The sequence below is a fragment of the Cuniculiplasma divulgatum genome (assembly GCA_031200235.1).
Taxonomy (GTDB): Archaea; Thermoplasmatota; Thermoplasmata; order Thermoplasmatales; family Thermoplasmataceae; genus UBA509.
On the sequence record CP133595.1, the window covers coordinates 128,944 to 154,568 of the forward strand.

Annotated in this window: 33 protein-coding genes and 1 tRNA gene; 21 read left to right on the plus strand and 13 right to left on the minus strand. The window is 48.8% G+C overall.

Going from position 1 to position 25,625, the window contains the following annotated elements; translation table 11 throughout:
- The first annotated feature begins 207 nt into the window (after positions 1 to 207).
- On the plus strand, positions 208 to 384 hold the full coding sequence (locus RE469_00690) for a hypothetical protein (protein WMT44735.1): 177 nt from the start codon (positions 208 to 210) through the stop codon (positions 382 to 384).
- On the opposite strand, the gene RE469_00695 is transcribed toward RE469_00690, so the two are convergent.
- Positions 385 to 555 carry a hypothetical protein gene (locus RE469_00695; GenBank protein ID WMT44736.1) on the minus strand — a complete coding sequence of 57 codons (171 nt, stop codon included), beginning with the start codon at positions 553 to 555 and terminating at the stop codon, positions 385 to 387. It abuts the gene before it with no gap.
- Between the two features lie 83 nt (positions 556 to 638).
- Between RE469_00695 and RE469_00700 the strand changes: the two genes are divergently transcribed.
- The 11 genes from RE469_00700 to RE469_00750 all read left to right on the plus strand — a co-directional run bounded on the left by RE469_00700 (position 639) and on the right by RE469_00750 (position 4,141).
- Positions 639 to 791: a hypothetical protein gene (locus RE469_00700; GenBank protein ID WMT44737.1), complete on the plus strand. Its 153-nt coding sequence runs from the start codon at positions 639 to 641 to the stop codon at positions 789 to 791.
- Positions 751 to 927 carry a hypothetical protein gene (locus RE469_00705; GenBank protein WMT44738.1) on the plus strand — a complete coding sequence of 59 codons (177 nt, stop codon included), beginning with the start codon at positions 751 to 753 and terminating at the stop codon, positions 925 to 927. Before RE469_00700 ends, RE469_00705 begins: the two co-directional genes overlap by 41 nt.
- Positions 924 to 1,160, plus strand: a complete 237-nt coding sequence (locus tag RE469_00710) for a hypothetical protein (GenBank protein ID WMT44739.1) — start codon at positions 924 to 926, stop codon at positions 1,158 to 1,160. Before RE469_00705 ends, RE469_00710 begins: the two co-directional genes overlap by 4 nt.
- Positions 1,160 to 1,408: a hypothetical protein gene (locus RE469_00715; GenBank protein WMT44740.1), complete on the plus strand. Its 249-nt coding sequence runs from the start codon at positions 1,160 to 1,162 to the stop codon at positions 1,406 to 1,408. The genes RE469_00710 and RE469_00715 overlap by 1 nt, the downstream gene beginning before the upstream one ends.
- Before the next feature lie 321 nt (positions 1,409 to 1,729).
- Positions 1,730 to 1,930 carry a hypothetical protein gene (locus RE469_00720; GenBank protein WMT44741.1) on the plus strand — a complete coding sequence of 67 codons (201 nt, stop codon included), beginning with the start codon at positions 1,730 to 1,732 and terminating at the stop codon, positions 1,928 to 1,930.
- Complete coding sequence (locus RE469_00725; protein WMT44742.1) at positions 1,900 to 2,391, plus strand: hypothetical protein; 492 nt, start codon at positions 1,900 to 1,902, stop codon at positions 2,389 to 2,391. Before RE469_00720 ends, RE469_00725 begins: the two co-directional genes overlap by 31 nt.
- Complete coding sequence (locus tag RE469_00730; GenBank protein ID WMT44743.1) at positions 2,391 to 2,573, plus strand: hypothetical protein; 183 nt, start codon at positions 2,391 to 2,393, stop codon at positions 2,571 to 2,573. The genes RE469_00725 and RE469_00730 overlap by 1 nt, the downstream gene beginning before the upstream one ends.
- Positions 2,570 to 2,797 carry a hypothetical protein gene (locus RE469_00735; GenBank protein WMT44744.1) on the plus strand — a complete coding sequence of 76 codons (228 nt, stop codon included), beginning with the start codon at positions 2,570 to 2,572 and terminating at the stop codon, positions 2,795 to 2,797. Before RE469_00730 ends, RE469_00735 begins: the two co-directional genes overlap by 4 nt.
- A complete protein-coding gene (locus RE469_00740) occupies positions 2,794 to 3,534 on the plus strand; it encodes a hypothetical protein (GenBank protein WMT44745.1) in 741 nt (246 codons plus the stop codon). Before RE469_00735 ends, RE469_00740 begins: the two co-directional genes overlap by 4 nt.
- Entirely contained in the window at positions 3,531 to 3,974 is a 444-nt protein-coding gene (locus tag RE469_00745) for a zinc-ribbon domain-containing protein (protein WMT44746.1), read from the plus strand. The genes RE469_00740 and RE469_00745 overlap by 4 nt, the downstream gene beginning before the upstream one ends.
- Positions 3,971 to 4,141, plus strand: a complete 171-nt coding sequence (locus tag RE469_00750) for a hypothetical protein (GenBank protein WMT44747.1) — start codon at positions 3,971 to 3,973, stop codon at positions 4,139 to 4,141. Before RE469_00745 ends, RE469_00750 begins: the two co-directional genes overlap by 4 nt.
- Positions 4,142 to 4,722: 581 nt before the next feature.
- On the opposite strand, the gene RE469_00755 is transcribed toward RE469_00750, so the two are convergent.
- The 3 genes from RE469_00755 to RE469_00765 form a co-directional block, all read right to left on the minus strand.
- Complete coding sequence (locus RE469_00755) at positions 4,723 to 4,869, minus strand: hypothetical protein (GenBank protein WMT44748.1); 147 nt, start codon at positions 4,867 to 4,869, stop codon at positions 4,723 to 4,725.
- 229 nt (positions 4,870 to 5,098) lie between these two features.
- Positions 5,099 to 5,171, minus strand: a tRNA-Asp gene (locus RE469_00760).
- 65 nt (positions 5,172 to 5,236) lie between these two features.
- Complete coding sequence (locus RE469_00765; protein ID WMT44749.1) at positions 5,237 to 5,980, minus strand: metallophosphoesterase; 744 nt, start codon at positions 5,978 to 5,980, stop codon at positions 5,237 to 5,239.
- A gap of 55 nt (positions 5,981 to 6,035) precedes the next feature.
- On the opposite strand from RE469_00765, the gene RE469_00770 reads away from it, so the two are divergent.
- Together RE469_00770 and RE469_00775 are read left to right on the plus strand one after the other, a co-directional pair.
- Positions 6,036 to 6,857: an aldose 1-epimerase gene (locus RE469_00770; protein WMT44750.1), complete on the plus strand. Its 822-nt coding sequence runs from the start codon at positions 6,036 to 6,038 to the stop codon at positions 6,855 to 6,857.
- Between the two features lie 483 nt (positions 6,858 to 7,340).
- Complete coding sequence (locus tag RE469_00775; protein ID WMT44751.1) at positions 7,341 to 7,847, plus strand: archaellin/type IV pilin N-terminal domain-containing protein; 507 nt, start codon at positions 7,341 to 7,343, stop codon at positions 7,845 to 7,847.
- Here RE469_00775 and RE469_00780 read toward each other — a convergent pair whose 3' ends face one another.
- Positions 7,848 to 9,926 (minus strand): thioredoxin domain-containing protein, encoded by a 2,079-nt coding sequence (locus RE469_00780; protein ID WMT44752.1) that lies wholly within the window; start codon positions 9,924 to 9,926, stop codon positions 7,848 to 7,850. It lies immediately after the preceding gene.
- Between the two features lie 132 nt (positions 9,927 to 10,058).
- Here RE469_00780 and arsB point away from each other — a divergent pair, with 132 nt between their 5' ends.
- Positions 10,059 to 11,339: an arsenical efflux pump membrane protein ArsB gene (arsB, locus tag RE469_00785; protein ID WMT44753.1), complete on the plus strand. Its 1,281-nt coding sequence runs from the start codon at positions 10,059 to 10,061 to the stop codon at positions 11,337 to 11,339.
- 45 nt (positions 11,340 to 11,384) lie between these two features.
- A complete protein-coding gene (locus tag RE469_00790; protein ID WMT44754.1) occupies positions 11,385 to 11,957 on the plus strand; it encodes a histidine phosphatase family protein in 573 nt (190 codons plus the stop codon).
- Here the strand turns inward: RE469_00790 and RE469_00795 are convergent.
- Both RE469_00795 and RE469_00800 read right to left on the minus strand, forming a co-directional pair.
- Entirely contained in the window at positions 11,941 to 13,131 is a 1,191-nt protein-coding gene (locus tag RE469_00795) for an MFS transporter (protein WMT44755.1), read from the minus strand. The two genes, RE469_00790 and RE469_00795, sit on opposite strands and share 17 nt — an antisense overlap.
- Before the next feature lie 39 nt (positions 13,132 to 13,170).
- On the minus strand, positions 13,171 to 14,103 hold the full coding sequence (locus RE469_00800; GenBank protein ID WMT44756.1) for an EamA family transporter: 933 nt from the start codon (positions 14,101 to 14,103) through the stop codon (positions 13,171 to 13,173).
- A gap of 109 nt (positions 14,104 to 14,212) precedes the next feature.
- Between RE469_00800 and cysS the strand changes: the two genes are divergently transcribed.
- From cysS to RE469_00815, 3 genes are read left to right on the plus strand one after another with little or no spacing between them, the layout of a single operon-like run.
- Positions 14,213 to 15,595, plus strand: a complete 1,383-nt coding sequence (gene cysS, locus RE469_00805; GenBank protein WMT44757.1) for a cysteine--tRNA ligase — start codon at positions 14,213 to 14,215, stop codon at positions 15,593 to 15,595.
- On the plus strand, positions 15,595 to 16,128 hold the full coding sequence (locus RE469_00810; protein WMT44758.1) for an isochorismatase family cysteine hydrolase: 534 nt from the start codon (positions 15,595 to 15,597) through the stop codon (positions 16,126 to 16,128). The genes cysS and RE469_00810 overlap by 1 nt, the downstream gene beginning before the upstream one ends.
- A 7-nt stretch (positions 16,129 to 16,135) precedes the next feature.
- Positions 16,136 to 17,314, plus strand: a complete 1,179-nt coding sequence (locus RE469_00815) for a nicotinate phosphoribosyltransferase (protein WMT44759.1) — start codon at positions 16,136 to 16,138, stop codon at positions 17,312 to 17,314.
- A gap of 16 nt (positions 17,315 to 17,330) precedes the next feature.
- On the opposite strand, the gene RE469_00820 is transcribed toward RE469_00815, so the two are convergent.
- Positions 17,331 to 17,684 (minus strand): DUF488 family protein, encoded by a 354-nt coding sequence (locus RE469_00820; GenBank protein ID WMT44760.1) that lies wholly within the window; start codon positions 17,682 to 17,684, stop codon positions 17,331 to 17,333.
- Between the two features lie 291 nt (positions 17,685 to 17,975).
- Here RE469_00820 and RE469_00825 point away from each other — a divergent pair, with 291 nt between their 5' ends.
- Entirely contained in the window at positions 17,976 to 18,116 is a 141-nt protein-coding gene (locus RE469_00825; protein ID WMT44761.1) for a YHS domain-containing protein, read from the plus strand.
- A 108-nt stretch (positions 18,117 to 18,224) separates the two neighbouring features.
- On the opposite strand, the gene RE469_00830 is transcribed toward RE469_00825, so the two are convergent.
- Positions 18,225 to 18,755: a TRASH domain-containing protein gene (locus tag RE469_00830; protein WMT44762.1), complete on the minus strand. Its 531-nt coding sequence runs from the start codon at positions 18,753 to 18,755 to the stop codon at positions 18,225 to 18,227.
- Between the two features lie 101 nt (positions 18,756 to 18,856).
- Here RE469_00830 and RE469_00835 point away from each other — a divergent pair, with 101 nt between their 5' ends.
- Positions 18,857 to 20,917: a heavy metal translocating P-type ATPase gene (locus RE469_00835; protein ID WMT44763.1), complete on the plus strand. Its 2,061-nt coding sequence runs from the start codon at positions 18,857 to 18,859 to the stop codon at positions 20,915 to 20,917.
- A 9-nt stretch (positions 20,918 to 20,926) separates the two neighbouring features.
- Here RE469_00835 and RE469_00840 read toward each other — a convergent pair whose 3' ends face one another.
- Genes RE469_00840 through RE469_00855 form a run of 4 tightly spaced genes read right to left on the minus strand, consistent with a single transcriptional unit; the run spans position 20,927 to position 25,617 of the window.
- Complete coding sequence (locus RE469_00840; protein ID WMT44764.1) at positions 20,927 to 22,432, minus strand: hypothetical protein; 1,506 nt, start codon at positions 22,430 to 22,432, stop codon at positions 20,927 to 20,929.
- Positions 22,433 to 22,468: 36 nt separating this feature from the next.
- Positions 22,469 to 24,085 (minus strand): cytochrome bc complex cytochrome b subunit, encoded by a 1,617-nt coding sequence (locus RE469_00845; protein ID WMT44765.1) that lies wholly within the window; start codon positions 24,083 to 24,085, stop codon positions 22,469 to 22,471.
- Between the two features lie 9 nt (positions 24,086 to 24,094).
- Positions 24,095 to 24,817: a Rieske 2Fe-2S domain-containing protein gene (locus tag RE469_00850; protein ID WMT44766.1), complete on the minus strand. Its 723-nt coding sequence runs from the start codon at positions 24,815 to 24,817 to the stop codon at positions 24,095 to 24,097.
- Positions 24,818 to 24,834: 17 nt separating this feature from the next.
- On the minus strand, positions 24,835 to 25,617 hold the full coding sequence (locus tag RE469_00855) for a hypothetical protein (GenBank protein ID WMT44767.1): 783 nt from the start codon (positions 25,615 to 25,617) through the stop codon (positions 24,835 to 24,837).
- Positions 25,618 to 25,625 lie beyond the last annotated feature (8 nt).

Below are 25,625 nucleotides of genomic sequence, written 5' to 3' on the forward strand. Positions count from 1 at the left end.
GGCTGTCGGTTATTTCTAAATGATACCGACACAGCGTCGGGAATATTGGACAATTATTCACCACCACTGGAACTTTATTTCATCAATCTTTATATAGCCCCGTATTCCAAACATCATCCCGGCCCTGCCGTTCCCGGCATTTGGGCTCATTTTCTCATTTTGCAGCGAGATAGGAAAGCTAAAGCTGTATCACGGCGTCTTATTCAGATGAAACTGAACAGGTTGGATCTGGACTTTAATGCCGGCCTCACAGCAGGGATAGTTGCCTGCCATGAGATACTGGAAGGCAGCACAACAGTTGAAGAGGCCCAGGAAAAAGTCACTGAGCTCATGTCACACATAAGGGAGAGGATACTCCAGATGGTTGAGGACATCCTTTCCTGATCACTTCAGGATGTGGTCACTGTACCATCGCTCAATTTCTTTCTTTGTGGCCATTCTGATAAATTCCTGAACAGAAAGGTAAGACTGGTCTTTCTGCAGTATGTCTTCGATCTCCTTCAGCAGTCCTACAGGAAGGCGAACTCCCACATTCTTAGTCACTATTTTAGGCACAATATCCCTGGACAACTAACACTCAATACTCAATAAATAGTATGAAGCATGAAATTTATATACTCTGTTGTTTATTGCTAACTATGGCTAACAGAACAGCAACAATGATTAGGGTAAAGGAACCCACCAGGGAAGCCCTGGAAACCATGAAGATAGTTCCTGAAGAGCCCTACGACAAGGTGGTTCAGAGGCTCCTTGCATTTTTTAAGGAGCACCAGAAAGAGGAGGTCCATTGAAATGACCTGCAAATTCTGTGACCGCCCGGGTCACACGGCCACAGTCAGGCTCCCCGGCTTTGACGGTCAGAAGGTGGAGGCCACAATCGAGATCTGCGATCAGGACGCAGAGCTGCTGAGGAAGGTGAAGCAATGAGCCCACTCGAGATCGAGAAGAGAGAGCACGACAGGCAGCTGGTCCTGGAATACCAGAGGATGGCCAATGAATGTGCCAGGGCCCGCGTAACCTTCCCAGACAATGTCTACCTCCAGAACGCGATGAATTTTGCCATACGGAAGGCTGCCTCGAGCCTGAAGAAATTCGTGAAGAAATACGGCATGCAGCCTATCGTGGAAGTACTGCTTGAAAATGAAGTGGAGGGATTCTGATGTCCCATCTTTTCATCGTGAAAAAGAGCGATGGCTACCACATAGAGTCTCTCTTTTCAGAGACCCCTGACGGCGATAGCTATGCAGTCAGATACACGTGCACACATAGGCAACCAACGAAGGATGACGGCATCTATGATTTCTACGATTGCCTTCAGAGAGGGTTTGGAAAGGATGTGGAGGTTTCACAGGTGAGCTTTAATCCTAAGCTGTTTCAGGTGGTAGAGGAGCGAAAGGAGGGGCTCTGATGGGGGTAACACTTCGTGTGTGTCCGCGGTGCGGTTCCGAGGATGTCGAGATCGACCGGGATGATTACTGGGTCTTGATCGTCGTGTGCCCTATCTGTGGATGGTCAGGCCACGCTGACGAGCTGAAAGAAGTGAAGGTGAGCGTCTGATGTCGGAAGTACATTGCAGGAACTGCGGCCATCTTCTCTATCTGGTGCAATTTGGCCATTATGAGCATTTCACACGGTACTACCGTCCCTCGGGCCTTCCCTATACGACAGTCCGGTGCCATGCTCCCAGGTGCAGCTGCACGGATCCTCAGCCTGTGCTGGAGGTGATATCATGAAATGCCCCAAGTGCAACATGGAAATGCAAAGGATTGCCAAGACCGTGAACGGCTATGACGGCACGTACACCTTCTGGCTCTGCAACGGGGAAGGAAGATTTCCGAGAAAGCACATCATAAAGACAGAGGAATGGGGCAGAAACGTGTATTTCTATGAGGTTGGAGAGTGGAAGATGATTTCACAGGGGGTGGCCTGATGTCAAAGAGAGTGCTGGTTTTTGACGAGGCCTACAGAATGCTTGAGGAGGCAAGGGAGCAGAGAATCCAGGACGGATGGAAGCGTGGGGACTCACTCGAGCAGATAGCCTCTGAGGCAATTATTTTCTGGTACAGCCAGGGAGACAATGAAAGGTTCAGAGACAACAATGACGAGAAATTCATAATCGAGAATGCGGGAAAACCCGTTAATGTCGCGTGCGAGAAATGTGGCCAGCCTGGAGAATCATATCACTTCCCGGAGTCTGAGGAGCTGCACTTCTTCTGCCATGACCATGCGAAGGATGAGGGCTTCTGCCCGTCCTGCGGTAATTTTGTTGCAGGAATTGAGATTGAGGATTTCATCTTCATGCCGAAGTACGGAGTGTGTTCGGAATGCTACAGGGGAACCCAGGAGGAACTTAGCCAAGAGGATGATGAGGGACAGGAGGCTGAGGCCTGATGCCTCCCAGATACAGAACAGCAAGGCAGGGCTCACAGTTCCGTGCCTTTGCGGAATGTTCCTGCGGTAGGATAGTCACCACAAAGTCGATCAACAGGCACATCAGGGACAATCCGGGACATTATGAGGTCCGCCGGTTCGAGAGGAGCAAGGCCCTGCTGCTGAAGGAGGCACTGCAATGACATGCAGGACCTGCGGCGGAACAGGAGGAATCTCATCCACAATCAATGGCGCCCCCTATGGTGCCGGCTACTGGCCTATGGATTACGGAGAACCGTGTCCTGATTGCGTAGAAATGGGAATATGCCCAAAGTGCGACAGCAGGATGGTCTTTGACATTGATTCGGGAGCGTACAGGTGCCCCGTATGCGGCTACGACGAGCTGACAGGGGAGGTAAAGAAATGATAGCCTCAGAGGTGCAGCTCTGTTCAACATGCGGCCATCCCATCAAGGAGAAGGAGGACGGCAGCTGGAGGCACACGAACTCAGTTGATGGCCATGTCTTCACCACGAAGGCCTGCCAGCAGTGCATCGCCGAGGGCAGGGAGTGCCGGAACGCCCAGCCCCACAACATGGAAGTGTCCGTGACCGGAACGGCCGGTGAAGTGGCGCTTCCCAGGGTTCCGAAGGTGAAGGAGGAGCACTATATCATCTGCAAAATCTGTGGGATATACGCAAAATCACAGGTAGCCCTCATGTCGCATTACAGGGAGAAGCATCCAATCGACCATAAGGAGCTCCTGCGCCTCTACAAGGAGGGAAAGACAGTGGAGGAGATGGCCGCCATCCTGGAGAGGACACCGGCGACCATAAGATACCATCTTCTGAAGCTCCCTGAAATCCCGGAAGAACCGAAGCCTGCCGATCCATCCGATGATGATATCAGGCACGAGAACGCCGAGCTGAAGAGGGAAGTGGAGGATCTTCGCCAGAAGATCAGGGAGATCCAGGAGAAGCCTTCCGGATGGACCAGGGTATTCCATCTTGAATCATCCGGCGACGGTGCACATGAGGGGGTTCAGGCCGTCCGTAATGCAATAAAGTCTGCCCTCCCCTATTTCCCCCTCTCAGTCTCCCTGGACGTGGAATCAAACAAGGAGCTGCATTCCACACGGATATTTGTGGAGGTCAGGACAAAATGATGACTATCCAGAAACAGGATCTCCGGGAGCTGTTTGATCCTGTGAAGAAGGAACTCACTGGGGTTGATGGTCGCACATTCTGGAGGTGCAGGAAGTGCGGAAAGCTCTTTATTGCAAAATCCCGGGGCGAGCACCTGAAGAGGAAGCATCCCGAGGTCAGGCTCTCCGGGCCCATCCCCACACCTGACAGGATCAGGGAGGCATGGATAAGATGGTATGAGAGCGGCCCCCACAGCATCGACCTTCGAGAAAGGATGGAATCCGACCTTGACAGAATCACCGCTGTCACCATGGAATCGGAGATAAAGCGGATAGTGGGGCTCACCGGGCACACAATCACATGTCCCGGCTGTGGCCATGAATGGACCAGGAGATCCAGGACGGCAGGGGCAGCAAGATGCCCGCACTGCGGGAAATTTTTCCAGGAGGATGAAATATGAAGACACTGAAAGATGCAATGAAGCAGGCATTGAAGGAGATGAACCTTGCGGAGATCCCTCCGCCGTCGACTCCGGCAAGGCATGAGTTTGTGGTAAAGGTCCTCAGGATCATGAGATCTGAGGGTGAGGTCCAGAGGAAGATCTCGAAGCTGGAGGATTTCCCATGACATTCTCACTTACAAACTTCTGCCCTGGCCCGGTCCATCCGGCTATATGGGCCCAGTGGCAGCGGATTGGCGATGATGAAGGAGGGCATGAAATTGAAGCCTGAGTTCATGGAATACATCCAGGAGAAATATGCCATCAAGACCCAGGTGAATTATCTCAGATCCCTGAGGCACCTGGAAGCCCAGGGAATAGTACTGGAGGACAAGGAATTATTCCGTTCCTGGGCAATATCACAGCGCAACAGGGGAATGAGGGACCGCACCCTGAACGTCTACCTGAAGGCCTACAACGCTTATCTGGACTTCCTTCGTCTTCCGAGGTTCAAGCCCTATAAGACGTTCGACGCCATCAAAAGGGATCGGGCCACCATGGACGATTACAGGCTCCTCCTTAAGGGTTGCAGGGGCTATACCGAGCCCAGGGACTCCCTTATTGTGGAGCTGCTCTTCAAGGCAGGAATCCGGTACAGGGAGCTCATATCCCTCTCTGTGGACAGCATCACGGAGGACAAGATCATAGTGGAGGCAGGAAAGAACCAGAAGTACCGCGAGATAGTGACGTTCCCCTCTGTGTACAGGGCCTACAGGTCATATCTTCCATTCAGATCGCAGCTCATCAGGAGATCCAACAGGAACACCACAGCTCTCCTGGTGAACCAATATGGAGATCCGGTCACGGTTGAAGGCGGCAGACACGTCATATACAGGATAGCAAAGCGTGCAGGCATTGAGTTCTCACCCCACAGGGCCAGGAGGTTCTTTGCAAGGCATCTGTGGGAATCAGGCGTCAGGGCCGAATTAATTCAGAAGGCCATGGGGCATGAGAAGCTCGACACCACGCTGACATACATAGCACCCGATGGAACGGATGCATTCGAGGAGATGCGGGCAAGGATGAAGAAGCTGGATTTTAGCGTGCCCCTCACAGGAGGGGGGCAAATCCTGGAGCATATGGGACGCCCCGAACGGGATTTGGACCCGTGTCACGAGCTCGACAGGCTCGTATGATAGGCCGCTACACTATCGGGGCTCCCACGTTTATGGCTTACATTTATATGAATTTAATGCACACCGCGATTCACACGCCTGAAAACTTTACCGGAAATCCTGGCGACTGTCATGAAGATCGCCCACATAACCAAAATCCACAATTCCGAATTCTTCCGTTATGCCATATACCCTGAATTTACGGGAATCTGAATGTCTGAGAACTGGTGTAAAGTGCTCCTCACTGAGCAAACTCTGTGTAACATCCGTGCCAGAGGAAAAGAAACTCATCGCAGGGGTTATGAGTATCCTGGAATCCTTATTGTATACGAATGCAGGAATTTTGAAAATCCCACCAATCCTGTCTCTCAGAACCAGAGAGGGATGTTCATGCCCGAGTATGGTGAGTTTTCTGAGTCCTGCGTCCCTGTCTCCGTGGTAAATATAATAGTTTTCAGTTTCTATGTTATCAACAAGCTCAATGCCTTTCTTCTTCAGGATTGTTATGAGATAGTTATCATGGTTTCCCCTTACGAATCTCAGCTTTGTGGAATCAGCATAACGGTTCACGAAATGCACTATATCATCCCATTCCTGGGGGAGATTCCTGGAAAATTCATGCTTGAAATCTCCATTGATTATGACTGATTCCGGGTTGTATCTTTCGAGAATCCTGTCCATCACTCCTTCAACATGACTGAGCTGGAGCTTTGGAAGGAAAAGCCCATGAAGATTCATTTCCTCTTCAAACCCCAGATGGAGGTCAGATACCACAACTGCGGAAATATCCCGTAGATATACGCAGTAAAGGTCAGAGAGGTAAACGTTGTCGTCGATCTGGATGTCCTTCAATTCCAGGATGCATGTCTTTATTGGTATTGACCCTTTTCGGCATGTGTGAAGAAAGATGACGGTTCATGAAATAAAAAACAGAGGGAGCAGACTGGTTTTTAATTCCATTGGAGCTTACGTAAAATCACTCAGCCTATCAGGTGTGGATATACTCATGGAAACTCCAGACGGTGAACAGACCCATGGCGGGGCTGCCCTGCTGATACCATATGCAAACAGGGTCAGGAACGCCTCATACACATGGAATGGAAAGGAATACCATCTTCCAAAAAATAATGGGCAACACAGCATACATGGGCTGACACGGGCACTTGACTGGGACGTCCTGACGGAGGCAGATGAAACTGTATTATCCACTGATATCAGAAATGAGGGATATCCAGATGGTGTGAAGGTTAAGGTGAGGATGTTGTTGAACACTGACTCATTTGAGGTCTCCATGGATTTCCAGAATTCCGGTGAATTACCAGTGCCGCTTTCACCTGGAATGCATCCCTACTTCATTTTTAAGGACCGGTGGCAGATCAGAGCTTATGAGGAGATAAAAATGCTTGAGTACGCTGATGAATACTTTCCAGATGGAAATCTCATAAAAACAGGTGCTGATCTCCTGTCATCGGATTCAGGAAAGGTCCTTGACAACTGTTTCCTCATGGGAAACAGGCTGACATTGATGCTTGGCACTCATTCCATAAATATTGAAACCCGTAACATGCCTTACTTTGTGGTGTACAACGGTAAATACTCCGCAGGAAAATCTGTTGCAGTGGAGCCCATGGTTGCCCCTCCCGATGCCTTCAATAACCACATTGGACTTGTCACTGTGTCCCCTGGAGAGCACTTCTCGTGCAATGCGAAATTTGAACTTGCCAGGTAGACCACATGTGAAATATCGCAATTTCTTGCAGCACAGAACTGTATTGTCTGAATTATTAGAGCATGGTCATCATTCTTGAAGAGGAATATGAATCAGCCTGTTTCCTTCAAGCTATTTTGCAAATGCCTTTGCTGAAGGGACTGATGCTGAGAACGGGTTATGAAGAGGGAGAAGCATGGGATGAGATTCACCTGTTCCTGGAAACGGGAGGGCAACTGAAAATCTATTTTATATCATACTGGGAAAGTCCATTGCTGACACTTTAGTTGGCGAAATTTTCTCGAACAGACCTTCGTTAAGTACATTTTTATATCTGAAATACAAGCCTGCGAACATACATAGTTTGATACATCATCTCAAGAACATTAAATTTACTGGTCCCGATGTGGCAATGAAATTATTTCATGCACGCGAAAGCCCGATTCTATGGAGATAACTTTTAAATATATACCACTGGTATAGATTTACTTCAAAAGTGATCATATGAAACGGGTAATAAGGAAGGATGATAAGGCAGTATCACCAATCATAGCTACAATACTTCTGGTTGCCATTACCGTGGTGCTCGCAGCCACCCTTTACACAATACTTGGAGGATATACCACTTTCCTTGGAGCTTCAACTCCCCTTGGCGACATAACTGTTACCAACACATCGGCCGGAAGCCTGCACAGTTACCGGGTTTATGTGAACCAGTTCGGCGGAAATCTTTCACTGAACTACACGGAAATGGAAATAGTGAACTCCAATGGAACCGTAACCAATGTGGTGCTTGGTGCAGCCGTTCCCAGTATAACCGATAATGGAACAGGCTATAACTGGACTGTCTCAGTGGCAGGAGGATCCTATCTGTCCAGCACCACCATAATAGATCTCACGCACAGTACATCGGACAAGGGCGGTAAGATCAACGCCACCTACGTCACAGAAATTCGACTGGTTGATCTCAGGACAAATGGGGTCATAGGATCAGGCAGCCCAACAAACTGATCACCTTTTTTTATCAAGCACTGCAATGGCTGCCTCCACATTCTCTGACGGCGGAAGGCAGTTCATCTGCGTGCATATCATTATCTCCTTCCCGTTCTTGTTACTACCAGCTGAGACTGGCTCATCCAGTACCCGCATGAAATCGGCATCATCCTGATTGATCATAACAAGTTCCGCGTCCGGATAAAATCCTCTCCACATCTTTACCTTCAGTTTTTCCATTTCAGGGTTATGAATGGATGTCTTGACAAGATAACTTCCGCCTTTCAGGTAATCAATGGCAAGAGCCATGAAACTGAAGTACATTGGAGATCTTGCAATATCACTTGCGAATGCTCTGCCAGTGGATTCCGCCCGGGAGAGATACTCGTCGTTTGACAGAATGCTTCCCAGCCTGGCAAGATTCAGCATCTGAACAGAGTTTCCGGAAGGATAAGAACCATCATGACCTTCCTTTATCCGTATAAGCAGCTTTTCACCGTCGTCTGCAGTGAAGAAATAACCACCACTGGCGGAATCTTCGAAGTGGCTTTGGATGGTTGAGGCCATTTCAACAGCCATGGACAGATATGCCGCATTCATTGTTGACAGAAAGAGTTCTATGAGGCCGTAGGAAAGGAATGCATAATCATCAAGATATCCCGGTATTGCTGCTTCACCATCCTTGAACCTGTGGAATACCCTGCCATCCTTCATCATCCTGCCGGTGACAAAATCAGCACATTTCCTTGATGCCTCCAGAAACCTTGAATCACCGGTTGCCCTGTATGCCTTTGCCAGTGCTGCAATCATCAGGCCATTCAAGTCAGCAAGTATCTTTTCATCCCTGTGCGGCTTCACCCTTCTGTTCCTGTATTCCTGGAGTTTTACCCTCATGGATGACAGTCTTTCCTGGAGTTCCTTGGTTGATATGCCCAGCCTCTCTGCCTCATCATCCAGTGAACCGGTGAGATGCAGTATGTTCTTCCCCGTGCTCCTGCCAGTGGCTTCTTCCAGGTAGTTGCCTGCCGGGTCAACATTGTAGACCTGCATGAATATGCTGGCATCCTCCTGCCCCAGTACAGCCATGATTTCCGATGCTTTCCACGTGTAGAATTTTCCCTCCTCACCCTCGCTATCAGCGTCAAGGGCACTGTAGAAAGCCCCATCTGATGACATCATCTCATTGGCAAGGAAGGTGAATATTTCGCCCAATACCCTTTCATAGGAATGATCTCCTGTGGCCTGATAGGCTTCAGTGTAGGCCATCATCAGATAAGCCTGGTCATATATCATCTTCTCAAAATGGGGAAGGAACCACGCAGGATCTGTGGAATAACGATGAAACCCGTACCCGATGTGATCAAAGATTCCACCATTCCTCATTGCTGACAGCGTCCTGGTCACCATTTCAAGGGCCTTTTTATCACCCGTCCTGTGATGGTACCTGAGCAGGAACATGAGATTCTGGGGTGACGGGAATTTTGGTGAACTCCCAAAACCCCCGTACTCGCTGTCGAAGTATTCAGACATCTGCCTGAAGACCTTTTCAGGAACGTCATTGCCCAGAGTTCCTGACGGTGAGTGGGCATTCATGTTCTTCAGGTTGGAGAGCACTTCCTGTGCCCTTCTTTCCACATCCTCATGCCCTTCAGTCCACAGCTCGTTGATCTGGTTCGCAAGATCAATAATGCCCACCTGTCCGCCCCTGCTTTCCCTTGGAATATAAGTGAGGGCAAAAACTGGGACTCCATCGGGTGTCAGGATTATGTTCAGGGGCCATCCGCCTGTACCGGTCATCATCTGGCTCACAGCCATGAAAGTGCTGTCAAGATCGGGCCTTTCCTCCCTGTCCACCTTTATGCACACAAAGGTGCGGTTGAGCACATCTGCAACCTGCGGATGTTCAAAGCTCTCCCTCTCCATGACGTGGCACCAGTGGCATGTTGAATATCCTATGCTGAGAAATATCGGCCTGTTTCGTGATTTCGCCTCTTTGAAGGCTTCCTCTCCCCATGGATACCAGTCCACAGGGTTATGGGCGTGCTGTTGCAGGTATGGACTCTTCTCATTTATCAGTCTGTTGGTGTATTCTGTCATATATCTGTCCCCATGACGATGTGTAACTTAACACCTATGTGCAGGAAGAGGTTACATTCAGGCAATTCCATCACTCTGGCGGCAGATGGAATATTTATAAAACCAGTGAATATGCGCCTGCAAGGGCTATCATTGTTTGGACTGAAGTTTGCACTGTCCCTGGCCATATTCATGATCACCATGATCCTGGTAATACTGAGACCCAGGAACCTTGGCATAGGATATTCAGCCCTCATTGGAGGAGCTGCTTCCGTCATACTGGGAATCACAACAATTCCTGAAATAATACAGGTATGGAATATTGTCTGGAATGCCACATTCACCTTTGTTGCCATAATCATAATGTCCCTGATATATGATGAAGTCGGCTTCTTCGAGTATGCATCCATGAAGCTTGCTGGTTTTTCAGGAGGTTCTGGGAAGAAATTCTTTGTTCTCATGATCCTGCTGGGGGCGGTCATATCGGCTTTCTTTGCCAATGATGGCGCCGTACTGGTACTGACACCAATTATGTATTCCTTCCTGTCCAGATCAGGTGCGGACAGGAAAGCTTACCTTGCATTCATAATGGCTGTAGGTTTCATCTCGGACACAGCCAGCATGCCATTTGTCATAAGCAATCTTGTCAATATAATAACTTCCGGCTATTTCCACATTGATTTCCTCCACTACACCCTTGTGATGTTTGTGCCATACCTGGTGTCTGTGGCAGCTAGCCTTGGAGTGCTGTACGCGTTCTACAGGAAAAGCATTCCATCAAGGATAGGGACGTACAGGATACAGGACGGAATAATCCGGGACAGGGCAGTCTTCCTCTCCGCGGTGCCTGTGCTGGCTGTCCTCATAACACTCTATGCGGTCACCGGACTTTTGGGGATACCGGTGGCATTCATTGCAGTCCCTGCAATTGCCGTCCTTTTTGTCATAGTGGCAATCAGGGGGAAGATAAACACAGGAAAAATACTCAGGGAGGCGCCGTGGCAGATAGTGCTTTTTTCCCTTGGAATGTATATAATTGTATACGGCATGGGCGAGAACGGCCTCATTTCAGTGATATCTGGAGCCATTGAATCCTTTTCAGGGTTGTGGGGTCCGCTTCCTTACATATTCTCCGGATATCTCTTTGCCCTGATGGCTTCCGTGATGAACAACCTGCCGTCCGTGATGCTGGGAAATCTTTCCATAGGCTTTGCCCACCCTGGCATCCTCCCCTATGTCAACGTAATTGCAAACGACATCGGCCCCAAGTTCACTCCGGTTGGATCCCTGGCCACTCTACTGTGGCTGTACACGCTTGACAGAAAGAGAGGGATGAAGATCTCCTACGGATATTACATGAAGGTTGGCTTCGTACTGGCACTACCGGTGCTCACAGTGACTCTCGTATCCCTCTGGGCTGTATCCCTGATCTGATGGTAGCCCCTGAACTGTTTATATTTTATGAAGGCATTGTGTAGCGTGCGTATTGCTATTCTTGTCAGGCACGGTGAAAGTGAAGTCAATGTCAGGAAGATCATATCCAGTGACATCAACGGATACCCCCTGACCGAAAGGGGAATGCGGCAGGCGGAATTCACGGCAGAGCAGCTTAAGGGACTGCACATTGATGGGATTCTGTCCAGCCCGGTACAGAGGGCATTGCAGACGGCAAATATTATCGGAAGTACCATTGATCTGGTGCCGGCCATAGAGAGCAATATTACGGAATCGGGAATGGGGCCCTACAACAACTCAATGATGGCGGGTCTTCCCCCGGGTTCACGGGATGAGCTTGGAATGGAATCCTGGAATTCACAGGTTCTGAGGATGAGATCTGTCCTTGAAGGCATCCAGGGCGTGCAGCTGCTGGTCAGCCATGCCATGCCCATAAGGGCGGCAATCTCAAGCTACCTGGGCCTGGACGAGGTAGAAAGCTTCGGCATTGAGATCAGGAATGCTTCAATGTCGGTTATGGATGTGCAGAATGAAAGAATTGTCTGCATTGGTTCACTTTTAGTAAGCGACCGCCTGAGATCTATGCTTGCGCCATGATTCGGCCTGTCCTTGAACCGGTGTATACCATTGCAGAAAGAACCATGGCCACACCCATAAGCACAAGCATGATGACAAGTGCCGAAATCTGGGAACCCCTGTTCAGCTGGAGCCCCAGAATTATTCCACTGGCTGTCCCACCGGCGAACTGCCCCACATGCTGGAGAGTGTTGAAAATGCCCAGGTTGGAACCGTAATGGTACCTGGATGCGAACCTTGTGATGGCAGTTGGGAACACGATCTCATACAGCGAATATCCAAGGAAGAATACCACGGAACCAATCTCTATTATGAGCAGCGAACTTTTCTGCAGGGGTGCAAGAAACAGTATGGGCACGGATACCAGGATCACTGCTATGGAGGCAACGGCCATTACCGTGGTGCGCTTTCCCTCAAATCTCCCTGCAATCATCACAGCTATGCCGCCCCCGATGACGCCGGGAATGAAAATGGGAAGCACGTAATTATTCTGCAGCAGTATTCCGGTAGCGAAAACCTGGAAATAATAGAAGAACAGTATCATGAAGAATGATACTGAAAATCCGGCCACGGCCAGTGAAGCTGAGACCCTGTTGATGCCGTAAATTGCCGATGGCCTGTGCACAACCCTGTTCTGTGACACCTTCAGCGGGATGACTATGGCAACGGCTGCAACTCCCAGAACGGCCGATATGAGGAAGAGATAATAAAAACCGATTGCGTATCCAAGCTCCGGACCAAGGAGCAGGCCTATGAGAAATGCAATTCCAACCGGAATGCCCACCAGGGCCATGGCAGCATTCCTCTTCTGTTCCGGGACGTTTTCCTGGACCATTGCTGTGGCCACTGACCCTATGGCACCCGCACCTGCGATGAATCTGCCTGCAATAAGCATGAGTATGGTGTGGTCTGCGAAGGTGAGAAGGTTGCCTGCGATGAAGGGTATGAGACCTATTATTATGGCGGCTTTCCTGCCTATCCTGTCCGAAAGGATTCCGAAGAAACTCTGGAAAATTGCCGAGGCAAGCCCGTATGCTCCAAATGCAAGGGCAATGAGTATTACGGACCTGGTAAGGCTTGCGGAATATACTTCAAGCACAGGCAGTATGAGGAAGATGCCAAGCATTCGGACCACCTCCATGAAACCAACAGCGCCTATGAGCTGCCTGTCCTTTCGGTTTAAGCCTGCCATCATGCCATCCTTCATTGCAGAAACCTATAAAATCTGAATGATTTATTCAGCTGCGGTCTTTGGCCTGAACGAGAAAAGCTGAACTATGATTATGGCCATGATTATCATCACGCCTCCCACATACTGGAAACCCGTCAGGAATATTCCAAGGAGGATTGCAGACGACAGTGCAGCTGTGATGGGCTCCATTGTTCCGGCGAGGGAGGCCTGAGTGGCAGTGATCTCCTGCATGCTCCTTATATAGAGGCCGAAAGCCACAAGTGTTCCAAACACTGCCACCAGGAGCACCAGGGTCACGATGGCTGGCAATTCGGCCACATTTATATCTGAGAAATATGCATAGCTGACATTCGCGCTGAAGACAATGGAGAAGGCTCCGCCGATTATGAACGCCCATGTGATCACCGGGAGCGTGCCATTCTGCCTTATGAGCGGCCCGGACATTATTGTGTACAGGGCTGCAGTCAGGGCCGACAGCAGTCCGAAAACCAGGGCAAGAGGGCTGAGGATTATGGCAGCTGAATGGCTGGGAAAGCTGGTTGTGAGCTCAAATGTTCCGCCCAGCGCAAGGGCCACGGATACCAGTATCCCCGCCGTAAGGCTGACTTTCCTCCTGGCAACTTCATATACCATCACCATGGGAAAGAACAGATACTGCAGGAGAGTGGCAGTCGGCGCATTGGAGTAGCTGATTGTTGCAAGGTATGTTATCTGGACGCCAAAAAGGCCTGCCAGTGCAAAGACAAGGAAATCGCGCACTGATCTTTTCGGGAATTTTGGGCGCAATACAGCCAGAGCAATTATTCCGGCAAGTATCATCCTCAGGGATACAAGGGTCGAGAAAGGCATGCCGTAATCTTTGAAGAGGATTGATGACAGTGTCCCGGAAAGGCCCCAGAGGGATGCTCCGATGATTGCAAGAACGATTCCTCCTGCCTGAATTCTTCTCCTGTTCTCTACAGGCGCTACCTCCATCCCTATGTAAACCTGCAGTTGCTATTAATTTTCCATGTTCCATGCTTAATGCCCCTCTGTTACCCACTGGGTGAATTTTATTATCTCAGTGCAATATGGTTCCAGGCAGATGAGGATTTATGATACAATGGCCCGGGCCAGGGTTGCTCTTGATCTCCCTGAGGATAGGGTCATAAGGGTGTTTGTCTGCGGACCGACTGTGCAGGACAATTTTCACATAGGCCATGCCAGGACGTACATCTTCTTCGATGCTTTTGTGAAATACCTGAGAACATCCGGGTACAGGGTGTTCTATCTGCAGAACATAACTGACATTGACGACAAGATCATAGATCGCGCCAATGCTGAGGGCGTCAGCTATGATGTCATTTCCAGACGTTACACCGAAGAATTCCATAATATAATGTCAGGGCTCAGAGTGGATAGCGTTAACTTCTTTGCACACGCAACGGACCACATTGCAGAGATTCTGAACCAGATATCAATACTGATAAAGAAGGGAATAGCTTATGAAACAGATGACGGCGTGTACTTCGACATATCAAAGTTTCCGGATTACGGAAAACTATGGGGGCAGAATCCGGATACCCTGCTGCCTTCTTCCGATAGCTCCTCCACCAAGAAAAATCCCCGGGACTTTGCCATATGGAAGAAGATGAAGCCGGGAGAACCATACTGGGAATCACCATGGGGTAAGGGCAGGCCTGGCTGGCACATTGAAGACACTGCCATAACCGACAGATACTTCGGGCCGGTGTATGATATCCACGGAGGGGGGATGGACCTCATATTTCCGCACCACGACGCGGAGATCGCCATTGAACGTTCAATAAGCGGAAAAGACCGCCTTGTGGATTACTGGATTCATACTGGAATGATAAACGTGAATGATGAGAAGATGAGTAAATCCCTGAAGAACTTCATCACCATAAGAGAGGTTCTCAGGTCATACAGGGCAGAAGACCTTCGATTCGCACTTCTGAACGCTAACTTCAGCAGTTCCCTGAACTATTCCGAATCCCTGCTCCAGGAGGCCAGACGGAATGTAAGCCAGATCTCAATCCTTTACAATAAGGTACTCCTGAAACTTGGAGACAGTGCGAAATACAGCAAGGACTATGACCTCATTGCATCGCTGGACTCAATAATCCAGGATAACATGGATTTCCGCAGTCTGTTCCGCGATGTCATTAAACTTGTTGGGTCCTGGAACGCAGATCTTGAACATCTTGGGAAAGACGAGCTCAATCAGGCATACAGCGTCCTGAAATGGGTGGATTCATTTGCAGGAATCATCAGGAGGGGCTCTTCTGATGCGACAGTTTCCGGAACTGTGGAACTTCTCCTCAAAATAAGGAAAGAGCTCAGAGCAATAAAGCAGTACCAGCTGGCAGATTCCATAAGGAGCAGGCTGCTGGAGATGGGAGTATACATAGAGGATAACGGCAGTGACACAGCATGGTGGGTGAATTCAGCAGAAGGAGGTGATTAATGGTGAAGCGTGCATATGTTGCGGTGGACCTTGTGAATGATTTTGTCACGGGGAAATTCGGGTCCCAGAGGGCTGTTGACGTGGCAAACCGGGCAGTGCGCTTTCTTTCAAGGCTTCCCACCGGATCAGAGGTGATATTCACACTGGACACACATGTTAAGGATGATCCTGAATTCGCCGTATGGGGCGAACATTGTCTTGCGGGCACTTCTGGCTCCCGCCTCTATCCGGCACTTGAGGTCATCAGCGGGTACAGGATCACAAAGCGCCATTATGATGCTTTCTTCCAGACAGATCTTGATGGATACCTCAGGGCAAGGCACGTCACGGATCTTGTAATATTCGGGATAAGCACAGACATATGTGTGCTGCACACCTGCTCCGGTGCGTTTTTCAACAACTATGGCGCCGTGGTGCTTGCCGACCTCTGCACTGCCATTGACGAAAAGCACCATGAAGATGCCATGGAATTTATATCCCGGAACTATGGCTTCAGAATAACAACAAGTGATGAATTTCAAAAGGAACTGTGAAAGGATTATGACAGGCTACAATATTGCATCGGAGAAAGAAATCTCGGAAGGACTGGCCTCAGACGTTTATTTTCAGAGAAGCCTGAGCGCATCAGGATCGGAAGCCGGTGACCGCGTGAAAGCAGAGGTAACTGTATCGGGTCCCCTTGATACCTGGGTGAACTTCTCTGGGCTTGATGAGGTAATTCATCTTCTCAGGGGCAAGGGTCTTGATGTTTACGCCATACCTGAGGGGACAATAGTGCCACCCCGTGATTCCACTGGAACACCTGTACCTTTCCTGAGAGTGGAAGGCCCATACTCAAGCTTCGGGAACCTGGAGACTGCCATACTTGGCTTCATCTGCCAGGCGTCAGGCATTTCAACCTACTCCGCAAAGATCAGGAAGGAACTGGGCGACACTCCATTCTTTTCCTTCGGCATAAGGAGGATGCATCCTGCAATATCGCCCATGATTGACAGATCCGCATACATTGGTGGTGCGGATGGGGTTTCCGGAATACTTGGCGGCAGGGTCACCGGGACAGATCCAGTTGGCACAATGCCCCATGCCCTTGCACTGCTCATGGGAGACAGAAAGGCATGGGACCTCACAGTAAAATCGGCTGCACCCGGCAAAAAAACAGTGCTCATAGACACATTCATGGACGAAAAGTTTGCTGCCATTGAAGCTGCGTCCACAATACCGGACCTGGATTTCATCAGGGTTGACACACCGTCATCAAGGAGGGGCAATTTTGCCGCACTGATACGTGAGATTAGGTGGGAGCTTGACCTCAGGGGATATGGGCATGTCAAGATAATGGCCAGCGGAGGCCTCAGGCTAGAGAATCTCAGGGAGCTTAAGGAAGCAGGTGTTGCCGCATTCGGCATAGGCACATCAATCTCCTCTGCCAGGCCCTTTGATTTTGCAATGGACATAGTGGAGGTCAACGGAGAGCCGCTCACCAAGAGGGGAAAGTTCTCCGGTGCCAAGCAGGTGCTCAGATGCGAACGCTGCTACAGCACCCTTGTTGTGCCATTTGGCCAGGATGTTAAGACCTGTCAGTGTGGAGGCAATATGACCCCGGTCATGCAACAGTACCTGAAATCCGGCGAACCCGTGGGAAAATATCCATCACCTTCGCAGATAAGAAAGCGCACACTTGAGGAACTTGAGAAGCTGGAGAAAGTGCCGGTGCTATAGATCTTCTCCGGGTTGATCATATATCCTGAAGGATGAACTCCCTCAGGACACTTGCACTGTTCTTCTCCGTTTCCCTTGATGCAAAGAGGAATGTAACCATGGGATGGCTGAGTACAGCATCCTTGAATTCCGCAAGTTTATGGTTTGACCTTAACTCCTCCATGTATCTCCCTCTGAATTCAACCCACTTATCCGGATCATGGGAGTACCAGCGTCTCAGTTCAGTACTGGGCGCAATTTCTCTGGCCCAGTAGTCCACATGGGCCTTTTCCCTGGATATGCCCCTTGGCCAGAGCCGTTCAACAAGCACCCTGAAGCCATCGTCTCCAACGCTTTCATAGACGCGCTTTAGTGCGATATTGGGTTTCATATGATATGATTGCCACAGGGATACCTAAACATTTTGGAGTTCATTGCGCCACATCATTTTATCCAAGCATCAATCTGCTTTGCTTTTATCATTATGTTTTGCAGTATGCACTGTCACAGGGGCTTTGCTTCAAAACCTCAAAAACAGTCTCCTGCACCCATCGGCGCGTCCCTCAGTGCAAAGACTGGGAAAGATGGCTGCGAGAACGCAATAACATTCTGTATACACGAGTCCGTTTCAGTTTGCATAACTTCAACGCGCATTTGAAATAAAGGGGCGCAATAAGCATTTATGGCAATAGATCCTGTTTGCGGAATGAAAGTGAAGGAAGACACGCCACTGAAGACATCCTACAAGGGTAAGACCTACTATTTCTGCAATGAGACGTGCAAGGAGACCTTTGAAAAGAATCCATTGAAATACACAAGATGAGAATCATTCGATGATTCTGGCTGCACGCTGAAAATGTTTTCCATGCAGCTTCAAATAGATTGAAGAATCATATTTCTCCATATTCTTTTCTAATTCCATTCATACATTTCATTGCTGTGTGCGTTCAATGCTTTCCAGCCTTCTCTTCATGTCACGTTCGCAGTTCGGGCAGCAGACATAGTAAGTTTTCCGGTTGCTTTTCACGGAAATTGGCGTTCCCCTGATCTCTGCATCACAGTAATCGCAGTGCAGGGATGGGTACCTGGGCACAGGGCTTCCATTTTTCCTGTGGGATACAATCTGTACATCAATTATCCCTGGATCCTTCACAGAAGCTATTTTTTCCAGATAAACCAGTACCAGTGATGTTCCGTCAATCAGATCGAATTCTTCCAGTACCAGATCATGGGGAATCACGGTTCCGCTTCTCACGTGGATCAGGGCGAGATCATTCTGGTCACTGCTTGATTCCACAGTGAACCTGGTGATCTCCCGGGATTCCACCATGCCATCGATGATCTTCCGGGCGGTGATCCTGCTGATTCCCAGTTCCGCTGCAATATCAACAACGCTCTTCCTGGAATCCTCCTTCAGCATCATGAGCACCCGCTGTTCAAGTTCCCTGGATTGCTTTTGCATATTGTTATATTTTACAGGTAATATTATACATTGTGTTCCAAAACAGATTATGAATTATACCACCATACGTAACCATGAAATGCATAATGGAAGTGGTATGAGTGCCCACTGATCCTGTTTGCGGCATGTTTGTGCCGGACAATTCGACCCTGAAGATGGAAAAAAATGGCAAGACCTATTACTTCTGTTCCAGAGATTGCATGGAAAAATTCATGTCTCCGGAAGACCAGGTAAAGAGGTTGAAAGTGCGCCTTATTGTGGCATGGCTTTTCTCTCTTCCAGTCCTCCTGCTGACATATTTAACGCATTTTCCAGCAAAGGACTACGTGCTTCTTGCTCTTGCCCTTCCGGTGCAGTTTTATGCAGGGCTTGGTTTTTACAGTGGAGCCTACCAGGCCTTAAAGAACAGGATGGGGAATATGGACATACTGATATCCCTGGGAACACTCACTGCATTCTTCTTCTCCTTATTCATAACATTTTTCAGGAATGCCATTCCCGGATCAGGCGTATATTTCGATGCTTCGTCGTTCATAATCACGCTTATTCTCACGGGAAGCTTCATCGAATCAGTAACAAAGAGGTCTGCAGGTGATGCTGCATCCAGACTGCTGGAGATAATGCCTAAAACAGCACATCTTGTCACGTATAGCGGTGTGAAGAACATACCTGCCGATCAGGTGAAGGCCGGGGACAGAATAAGCATCCGCGCTGGAGAAGTCATTCTTGCCGACGGCACCGTGGATGATGGAACGGGCGATGTTGACCCATCCGCCATAACGGGAGAGCAGGAGCCGTTAACTGTAAAGCCTGGCGACCATGTAATATCCGGCATGAAAAACATGAACGGTGCCATTACAGTTCTTGTTGAAAAGGCAGGGCAGGATTCCACCATATCCAGAATCTATGAAATGCTTCAGGCAGCGTCCTCAGGCCGTGCCAAGATACAGAGAGTTGCGGACATTTTCTCTACGTACTTTGTTCCGGTTGTACTGATTTCTGCTGCAATCTCTGCCATCACATGGGCGATGATACTGCGTGGCACAGGCCTGGACATTTCCATTCCTGTCCTTGCCTTTGTTTCGGTTGTCGTAATCGCATGCCCATGTGCCATTGGGCTTGCTGCACCAATAGTCATGCTCATAACTTCGTCAACGGCATCATCAAAAGGTATACTGTTCAAGAATACCAGTGTCCTTGACAGGCTGGCCAGAACAACCATGGTGGTATTTGATAAGACAGGGACTGTCACAGAATCTGTGCCCTCAATTGCAAGGATTGAGACCAATATGGAAATGGACGAGTTTCTCTCATATGCATACGCAATTGAATCCCATTCAAACCATCCTGTAGCAAGAGCCATAGCAAGATACTGCAGGGAACATGGCACATTGGAATCCGCAGCGTCGGATGTTTCTGAGAAACCTGGAACCGGGATTCAGGGAAGTGTTGGAGGTCACACGATCATCATGGAAAGGTCCAGAGAGACCACAGGATCCGCCGTCTCAATGTCAGTTGATGGTGTGTCTGCTGGCACCATTTTCATGGAATATAAAATTCGCCCTGAAATGCCTGGTGTTGTGGCGAAACTCCATGAAATGGGAATGAAGGTTGCCATGGTATCAGGAGACAGAAGGGATGCTGTTGAATCGGTTGCAGGAAGCACAGGCATTGATATCTACGAGGGCGAATGCACCCCGGAGGAGAAGGCTGCCATCATACAGGGCTACCAGGAAAAAGGGGAGTTTGTGGCATTTGTGGGCGATGGCATAAATGATGCTGTTGTCATGGAAACTTCCGATGCCGGCATTGCAGTGTCAAATGCCTCAGACATAGCCATGGACGCAGGCGACCTGATTCTCGCCAGGGATGATCTAACCCTTGTCGCGGAAGCAATGGTCATGGCAAGGCTCTCCATGAGGAAGATCAGGCAGAATATTGGGTGGGCCATAGGATATAATACCATTCTCATTCCCGTTGCCGCCGGAATACTTGTGCCCGCCTTCGGACTCGGCATCTATTCCTTCCTGCCAATGCTCTCTGCGCTTGCAATGGGGCTCAGCTCAACAAGTGTGGTTCTGAATTCCCTCATGCTGAAGCGGTCCTTCAGGATCACTTCCCTTGGCAGTTCAGTAAGATCAGTTGTGGCTTCCAAAGCGTGATGGGGACTCCTAATCTTCCGGATCCTTTACTGCTGACCTGACACCTTTACGTGAAGTAAGAACGCCTCCCTGAACAAAAGCCAGATGATTCAGTGCCTGATGGGTGGCATACCACATGACAGGGAGCATCACGAGCCATGCAACGATTGAAAATTCAGTCTGGCCCGAAAGGGTGAATGACGGCCATATTGCTTTCTGCAGTCTGTCTGTTATGTAAAAAATTGTCAGGGGAAGCAGGCTGAATATAACTGTTATGTATTCGTTGAACACATACCTGTCATTTCTATCCAGCATTGAATATGCGGTACCCAGAAGTACTCCACCGGCGAATCCTGAAATGGTCATTACACCGAAAATTGAGGGTGAATGGTAAGCTGCCTCCGTCATGAACGGCAGGAACCAGACAACAGGGATAAATGTTCCAAGAAATGCCATTCCAGAACTGATCCATCTGGAAGATTTGCCGTAAGGGATTATGCGGAAAAGCTCAACCATGAATACATAGCCAACAAGTACCATCAACATATTGGAAAGGAAGAAAAATAACGCGTATCTCTGCCAGGAATAGTAGATACCGATTGTGAAAACCACTGGCACGGAAACCAGTATGAAGGCGACAAATACAATCTTCAATGTTTTCACGCCTTTCCACATGTCCGGCATGAAAAAAGCTACGTAATGTTTCCTCCTGTAGAGCCTTGAGACAAGTAAATACGTGCCAGCCAGGAGGGCAGCACTTACAAAGATCATGGGAACAAGAATTTCATCGATCAGGAGTATGCTCACAGCCGGAAGGAGAGCAATAAAACTCTCGCACTGGCAGCTGAGTGCCCCTGTCAACCCGTATACAGCAACCCCCAGTCTGTTGGAGAACGACTTATGACCGGTCAGGTATGTTATTATCTCGTGATAATTCTCCGAAACCAGTGCCGCTATTCCAAAGAAGAGAACAAGTTCCACCGGGCTGAGTATCATGTTGATCTTTGTTGAAAGAACAGTTATGCCAAACTTTTCAAGAAGCGGAACCTTGAGGCCGATGAATACGAACATGGCAGCTGTACTCTCAATTGTTACAGGAAATCCAGGAGGCTGATTTGCCGGTCCCACAATACTCCCTATTATGGCCATAAGAGCCAGCGTGATGAAAAAAGTAGGAACCCTGACCTTAAGGTCTCCTGTGTCCCTGATGGAAAGTACATAGTAAATCAGAAATAGCCCCAAGGAGGATACAAGCATGAAGAACTGTGGAAAAGCTGCAAACGCAACAGTAAGGAATAAAAGGAAGGTAAGTGTGAAGGAAGCCAGGTAAAGCTGAAGTGGGTGCCAGTATTTCATGAAGACAGGCTGCAGAGCATAGAAAAGTACCATTATTGTGACGATTATTGCCATAGAACTAACTGCAGCAGTATCAATAACAAGGTCACCCAGTTCATAGGCCATAAGTATTGAGATAAAAAATAGGATAAAGCTCAGGGAGAATGCCAGTGCCTCCAGCGTTTTTGTCTGATTCAACATATGCTACCAAAAATAAAAAGTGGGTTATTTAGGCTATCATTCATTGTAAATGGTAGCCCTGTACATTCTCAGTACTGCACCGCCAATCAGCAATATGACACCCAGCCCAATTGCGTACAGCGAAGTTTTGAACACGGTGTCAGGGTTGATCACTGAAATTTCGAAGAGTATGAATATTGCTGATGCTGTGAATCCAGAACCCGCCAGTGTATAGGCATTCTTGCTCATGGGCTTGTAAACATCGGCACGCTGAGTAAATATGCCCCTTGAAATGGCGATCACCACTACGGCTGAGATTGCTGTTACCATCAGTGTGAGTATCATTGAGATGGTGTACAGTAATGATGGCGCCCTGATGTCTGCAAGTATGAGCATACCAGATCCAAATGCGGAAACTGCCATTATGGCCATTGTTGCAAATGCCCACGGAGCATTCCTTACATGAATCTTCTCTTTTTTCATTGCATCTGCTATAACCCAGGTGAGTGAGATTATTGCAATGCCTGGCAGGAAGAAGAACAGCGCAACCTTCCAGTTTGCTATTGCAATACCGGGAGTAAGTGCTCCCCAGAGTGAAAGACTGGCGAGGTAAATCGTGCCAAGAATCGCAAAGGATACTGTTATGGGCCTGTCCCTCATTTTAAGTGAACTGCTTTTATCCACATATGGTAGAATCAGGAGATAAACCAGGGGCATTCCTGCAAATATCACTGTGGCCCAGAATGGTGTTAAGGACTGCGCAAACTGGAAGTCAAGCTCCTTGTAAACAAACAGCAGGAACCATGGTGGATATGCCGGGACACTTGCTGCAAGGGGGCTGGTTGGAGATACCTGGGGGAATGGCGAGAACAGTGGTGGAACGCCGGGAAGCAATGCCAGAATGGATGGAACTATTATTATAATCCCGAATGTCAGAAGCATCAGTTGAATCATATACACAAGATTGTAAGGATACCATGGTTTGTAGCTTCCATCATCATGATCAATTGCCGGAGCCTTATAGCCCGATTCTTCCCTCTTTGGCATGATGGTGTTGTATTCTGCCATGAAGAAATGCACAGCAAACAGAAGACCAATAACAGCCACGAGAATTATGTGCCAGGCGAGCATTCGTGAAAACAGAGAAAGTTGAGTACCGTTTCCGAAAAAGATTCCAAGAATCCAGTTACCAATCACCGGAAATCCTCCTGCTATACCTCGACCAACATCTGTGGCATCTGCCGAAAGCACATCTCCGCTCATTGAATAGCCGAAGAACCCAGCACCAAGTGTTGTCACCAGAAGGAGAACGCCTGTCAGCCACTGGCTTTCACGTGGATGCTTGTAGGCGCCTTCATAAAGATTCCTCAGAAGGTGTATATAGACCAGAACCACCATGGCATAAGCGCCATAAAGATGGGTTGTCAAGATGAACGAACCAAATGGCGTGCTGGAAAGAAAAGCCTCTGTGCTTGCATAAGCGTTTGACGGCTCATAGTAAAGCAGCAGAATGAGACCGGTGATAACTTCATAGAGAAACGCAAACATAACCATTGCGCCGGTCCAGAACCAGCCGCCACCCTTGGATCTCATGTAATCTGGAACCTTACGTGGTATGGGCTGGGGTTCGTTCATTATTTTCTCAATCATATTTTCCTTTTTTTCATTCGGCATAAATGCACCTCAGCTTGTAGGGGTGAGAGTTGTTATTTCTGTGTACGTTGAGGATGGAAGCTGGCTCCCTCCGCTCAAATCACTGGAATGTCCGTATATGGTTGGACCCACGAGGCTCGTAACACTGTACTGATCTTTTGAAGAATCATAAGCCAGAACAGTGTTGGGCAGCGGATGAGTGGTGGGACCGGTTACCACTGCGAATCCCTTGTATGGATCATATGTGCTGCCATGGCAGTTGCAGTGAATCTTGCCAGGATATGAAGGCGATGAGGGCGGATAGAAATGTATTATTGGCGGGATGCATCCAAGGTGCTGGCAAATTGCACTGGAGGCCACCACCGACTTGTATGGCCCCACTCCTCCTGCTGATGTGAAAGTTTTGCCGGTTGCGAGAATTTTCACTGTTGTTGGTTCTATGGCCTGGTCATTGTTGCTGCTGTCTCCAAGCCTGAGAAGAAAATTAGGCTCGTTCTGCAGTGGATAGTCAAAGAGTACAATGGTTGAATTGTTAACCTTGAGATCGCTGGTGCCGATTGGCTTCCCGCTCTGAGAGTAAAGTAACAGGGTGGGAAAGGAGCTGAATGCCGCCGTAATTGGCGGGCTCACATTCTCCAGCACGCCACGCAGTGCCCCTATGCCGCCGGCGGCAATTGCCGCCACTCCAAGGAACTTGAAGAAATTTCTTCTGTCCTTGTCAACTGGCTCATCTGCATCGTTCTTTCCATTCATTGCATTTCACCGGATAATTACGATACAGTGATGGTCCCCATCATCCATCCGGCTGTTGCCATTGCACCATCCCATCCAGAAGGACCGGTACCACATGGTGCGTAACACTGCCAGTTAAGGGTTGTTCCACTGGTCTGGTTGAGATAGAATGATGCATGGGTAACAGTTCCGCCACTTGGGTTAGTTCCAGCCCAAGATGGAATATTAACTGCAACACTTGAACCGCTAAGAATGGTGAATGTGTGAGTTACCATGTACCCACCAGATGCACCGCCAATCCAAGGAAGGGACTTAACGGCCCATCCAGTACCTTTGTTTATTGAAATCCCATTTGTAACATTGCTGGTAAAAGTCGCATTCTCAGCTGCTGCCGTGCCGTTGTAAATGTATTCCACTCCTCCTACCGTTCCAATGACTTTTGCAAAGTAAGAATTATTCTGGACACCAGTGGAGGTTGCATTTCCAAGTCCCGGTGCAGGACCACTGTCGTAATCAATTATGGTCAGCGAAATCAACTGGTGACCCGGAAGCGTTATGCTTGCAGATGACCCCAGGGTCCCGTTGGGTTCCAGCACAAAGAAAGCAGGCTGCCCGCCATGGTGCCCAATATATGAGTTGTTTCCATGTATTGTATCATTATACCAGTTATTTGGGGTAATCACAAGGGTGAGCGAACTTGATGGCGGGGTGCTAACAGCGTGGACACTTGAAACGCTGTCATAATACGCAGCGCCAATGCCTATACCTGCAACCACTACTATTACAGCAATTATCGTATAGAATGTCTTTTCAGCAGACATGAATAGGA

Coding starts and splice junctions, on each gene's coding strand:
- RE469_00690 (WMT44735.1), top strand. CDS start 208: ATGAAACTGAACAGGTTGGATCTGGACTTTAATGCCGGCCTCACAGCA.
- RE469_00700 (WMT44737.1), top strand. CDS start 639: ATGGCTAACAGAACAGCAACAATGATTAGGGTAAAGGAACCCACCAGG.
- RE469_00710 (WMT44739.1), top strand. CDS start 924: ATGAGCCCACTCGAGATCGAGAAGAGAGAGCACGACAGGCAGCTGGTC.
- RE469_00715 (WMT44740.1), top strand. CDS start 1,160: ATGTCCCATCTTTTCATCGTGAAAAAGAGCGATGGCTACCACATAGAG.
- RE469_00720 (WMT44741.1), top strand. CDS start 1,730: ATGAAATGCCCCAAGTGCAACATGGAAATGCAAAGGATTGCCAAGACC.
- RE469_00730 (WMT44743.1), top strand. CDS start 2,391: ATGCCTCCCAGATACAGAACAGCAAGGCAGGGCTCACAGTTCCGTGCC.
- RE469_00735 (WMT44744.1), top strand. CDS start 2,570: ATGACATGCAGGACCTGCGGCGGAACAGGAGGAATCTCATCCACAATC.
- RE469_00740 (WMT44745.1), top strand. CDS start 2,794: ATGATAGCCTCAGAGGTGCAGCTCTGTTCAACATGCGGCCATCCCATC.
- RE469_00745 (WMT44746.1), top strand. CDS start 3,531: ATGATGACTATCCAGAAACAGGATCTCCGGGAGCTGTTTGATCCTGTG.
- RE469_00750 (WMT44747.1), top strand. CDS start 3,971: ATGAAGACACTGAAAGATGCAATGAAGCAGGCATTGAAGGAGATGAAC.
- RE469_00755 (WMT44748.1), bottom strand. CDS start 4,869: ATGCCTGCACGCTTTGCTATCCTGTATATGACGTGTCTGCCGCCTTCA.
- RE469_00770 (WMT44750.1), top strand. CDS start 6,036: ATGACGGTTCATGAAATAAAAAACAGAGGGAGCAGACTGGTTTTTAAT.
- RE469_00775 (WMT44751.1), top strand. CDS start 7,341: ATGAAACGGGTAATAAGGAAGGATGATAAGGCAGTATCACCAATCATA.
- RE469_00780 (WMT44752.1), bottom strand. CDS start 9,926: ATGACAGAATACACCAACAGACTGATAAATGAGAAGAGTCCATACCTG.
- RE469_00795 (WMT44755.1), bottom strand. CDS start 13,131: ATGATGGCAGGCTTAAACCGAAAGGACAGGCAGCTCATAGGCGCTGTT.
- RE469_00800 (WMT44756.1), bottom strand. CDS start 14,103: ATGGAGGTAGCGCCTGTAGAGAACAGGAGAAGAATTCAGGCAGGAGGA.
- cysS (WMT44757.1), top strand. CDS start 14,213: ATGAGGATTTATGATACAATGGCCCGGGCCAGGGTTGCTCTTGATCTC.
- RE469_00810 (WMT44758.1), top strand. CDS start 15,595: ATGGTGAAGCGTGCATATGTTGCGGTGGACCTTGTGAATGATTTTGTC.
- RE469_00815 (WMT44759.1), top strand. CDS start 16,136: ATGACAGGCTACAATATTGCATCGGAGAAAGAAATCTCGGAAGGACTG.
- RE469_00820 (WMT44760.1), bottom strand. CDS start 17,684: ATGAAACCCAATATCGCACTAAAGCGCGTCTATGAAAGCGTTGGAGAC.
- RE469_00825 (WMT44761.1), top strand. CDS start 17,976: ATGGCAATAGATCCTGTTTGCGGAATGAAAGTGAAGGAAGACACGCCA.
- RE469_00830 (WMT44762.1), bottom strand. CDS start 18,755: ATGCAAAAGCAATCCAGGGAACTTGAACAGCGGGTGCTCATGATGCTG.
- RE469_00840 (WMT44764.1), bottom strand. CDS start 22,432: ATGTTGAATCAGACAAAAACGCTGGAGGCACTGGCATTCTCCCTGAGC.
- RE469_00845 (WMT44765.1), bottom strand. CDS start 24,085: ATGCCGAATGAAAAAAAGGAAAATATGATTGAGAAAATAATGAACGAA.
- RE469_00850 (WMT44766.1), bottom strand. CDS start 24,817: ATGAATGGAAAGAACGATGCAGATGAGCCAGTTGACAAGGACAGAAGA.
- RE469_00855 (WMT44767.1), bottom strand. CDS start 25,617: ATGTCTGCTGAAAAGACATTCTATACGATAATTGCTGTAATAGTAGTG.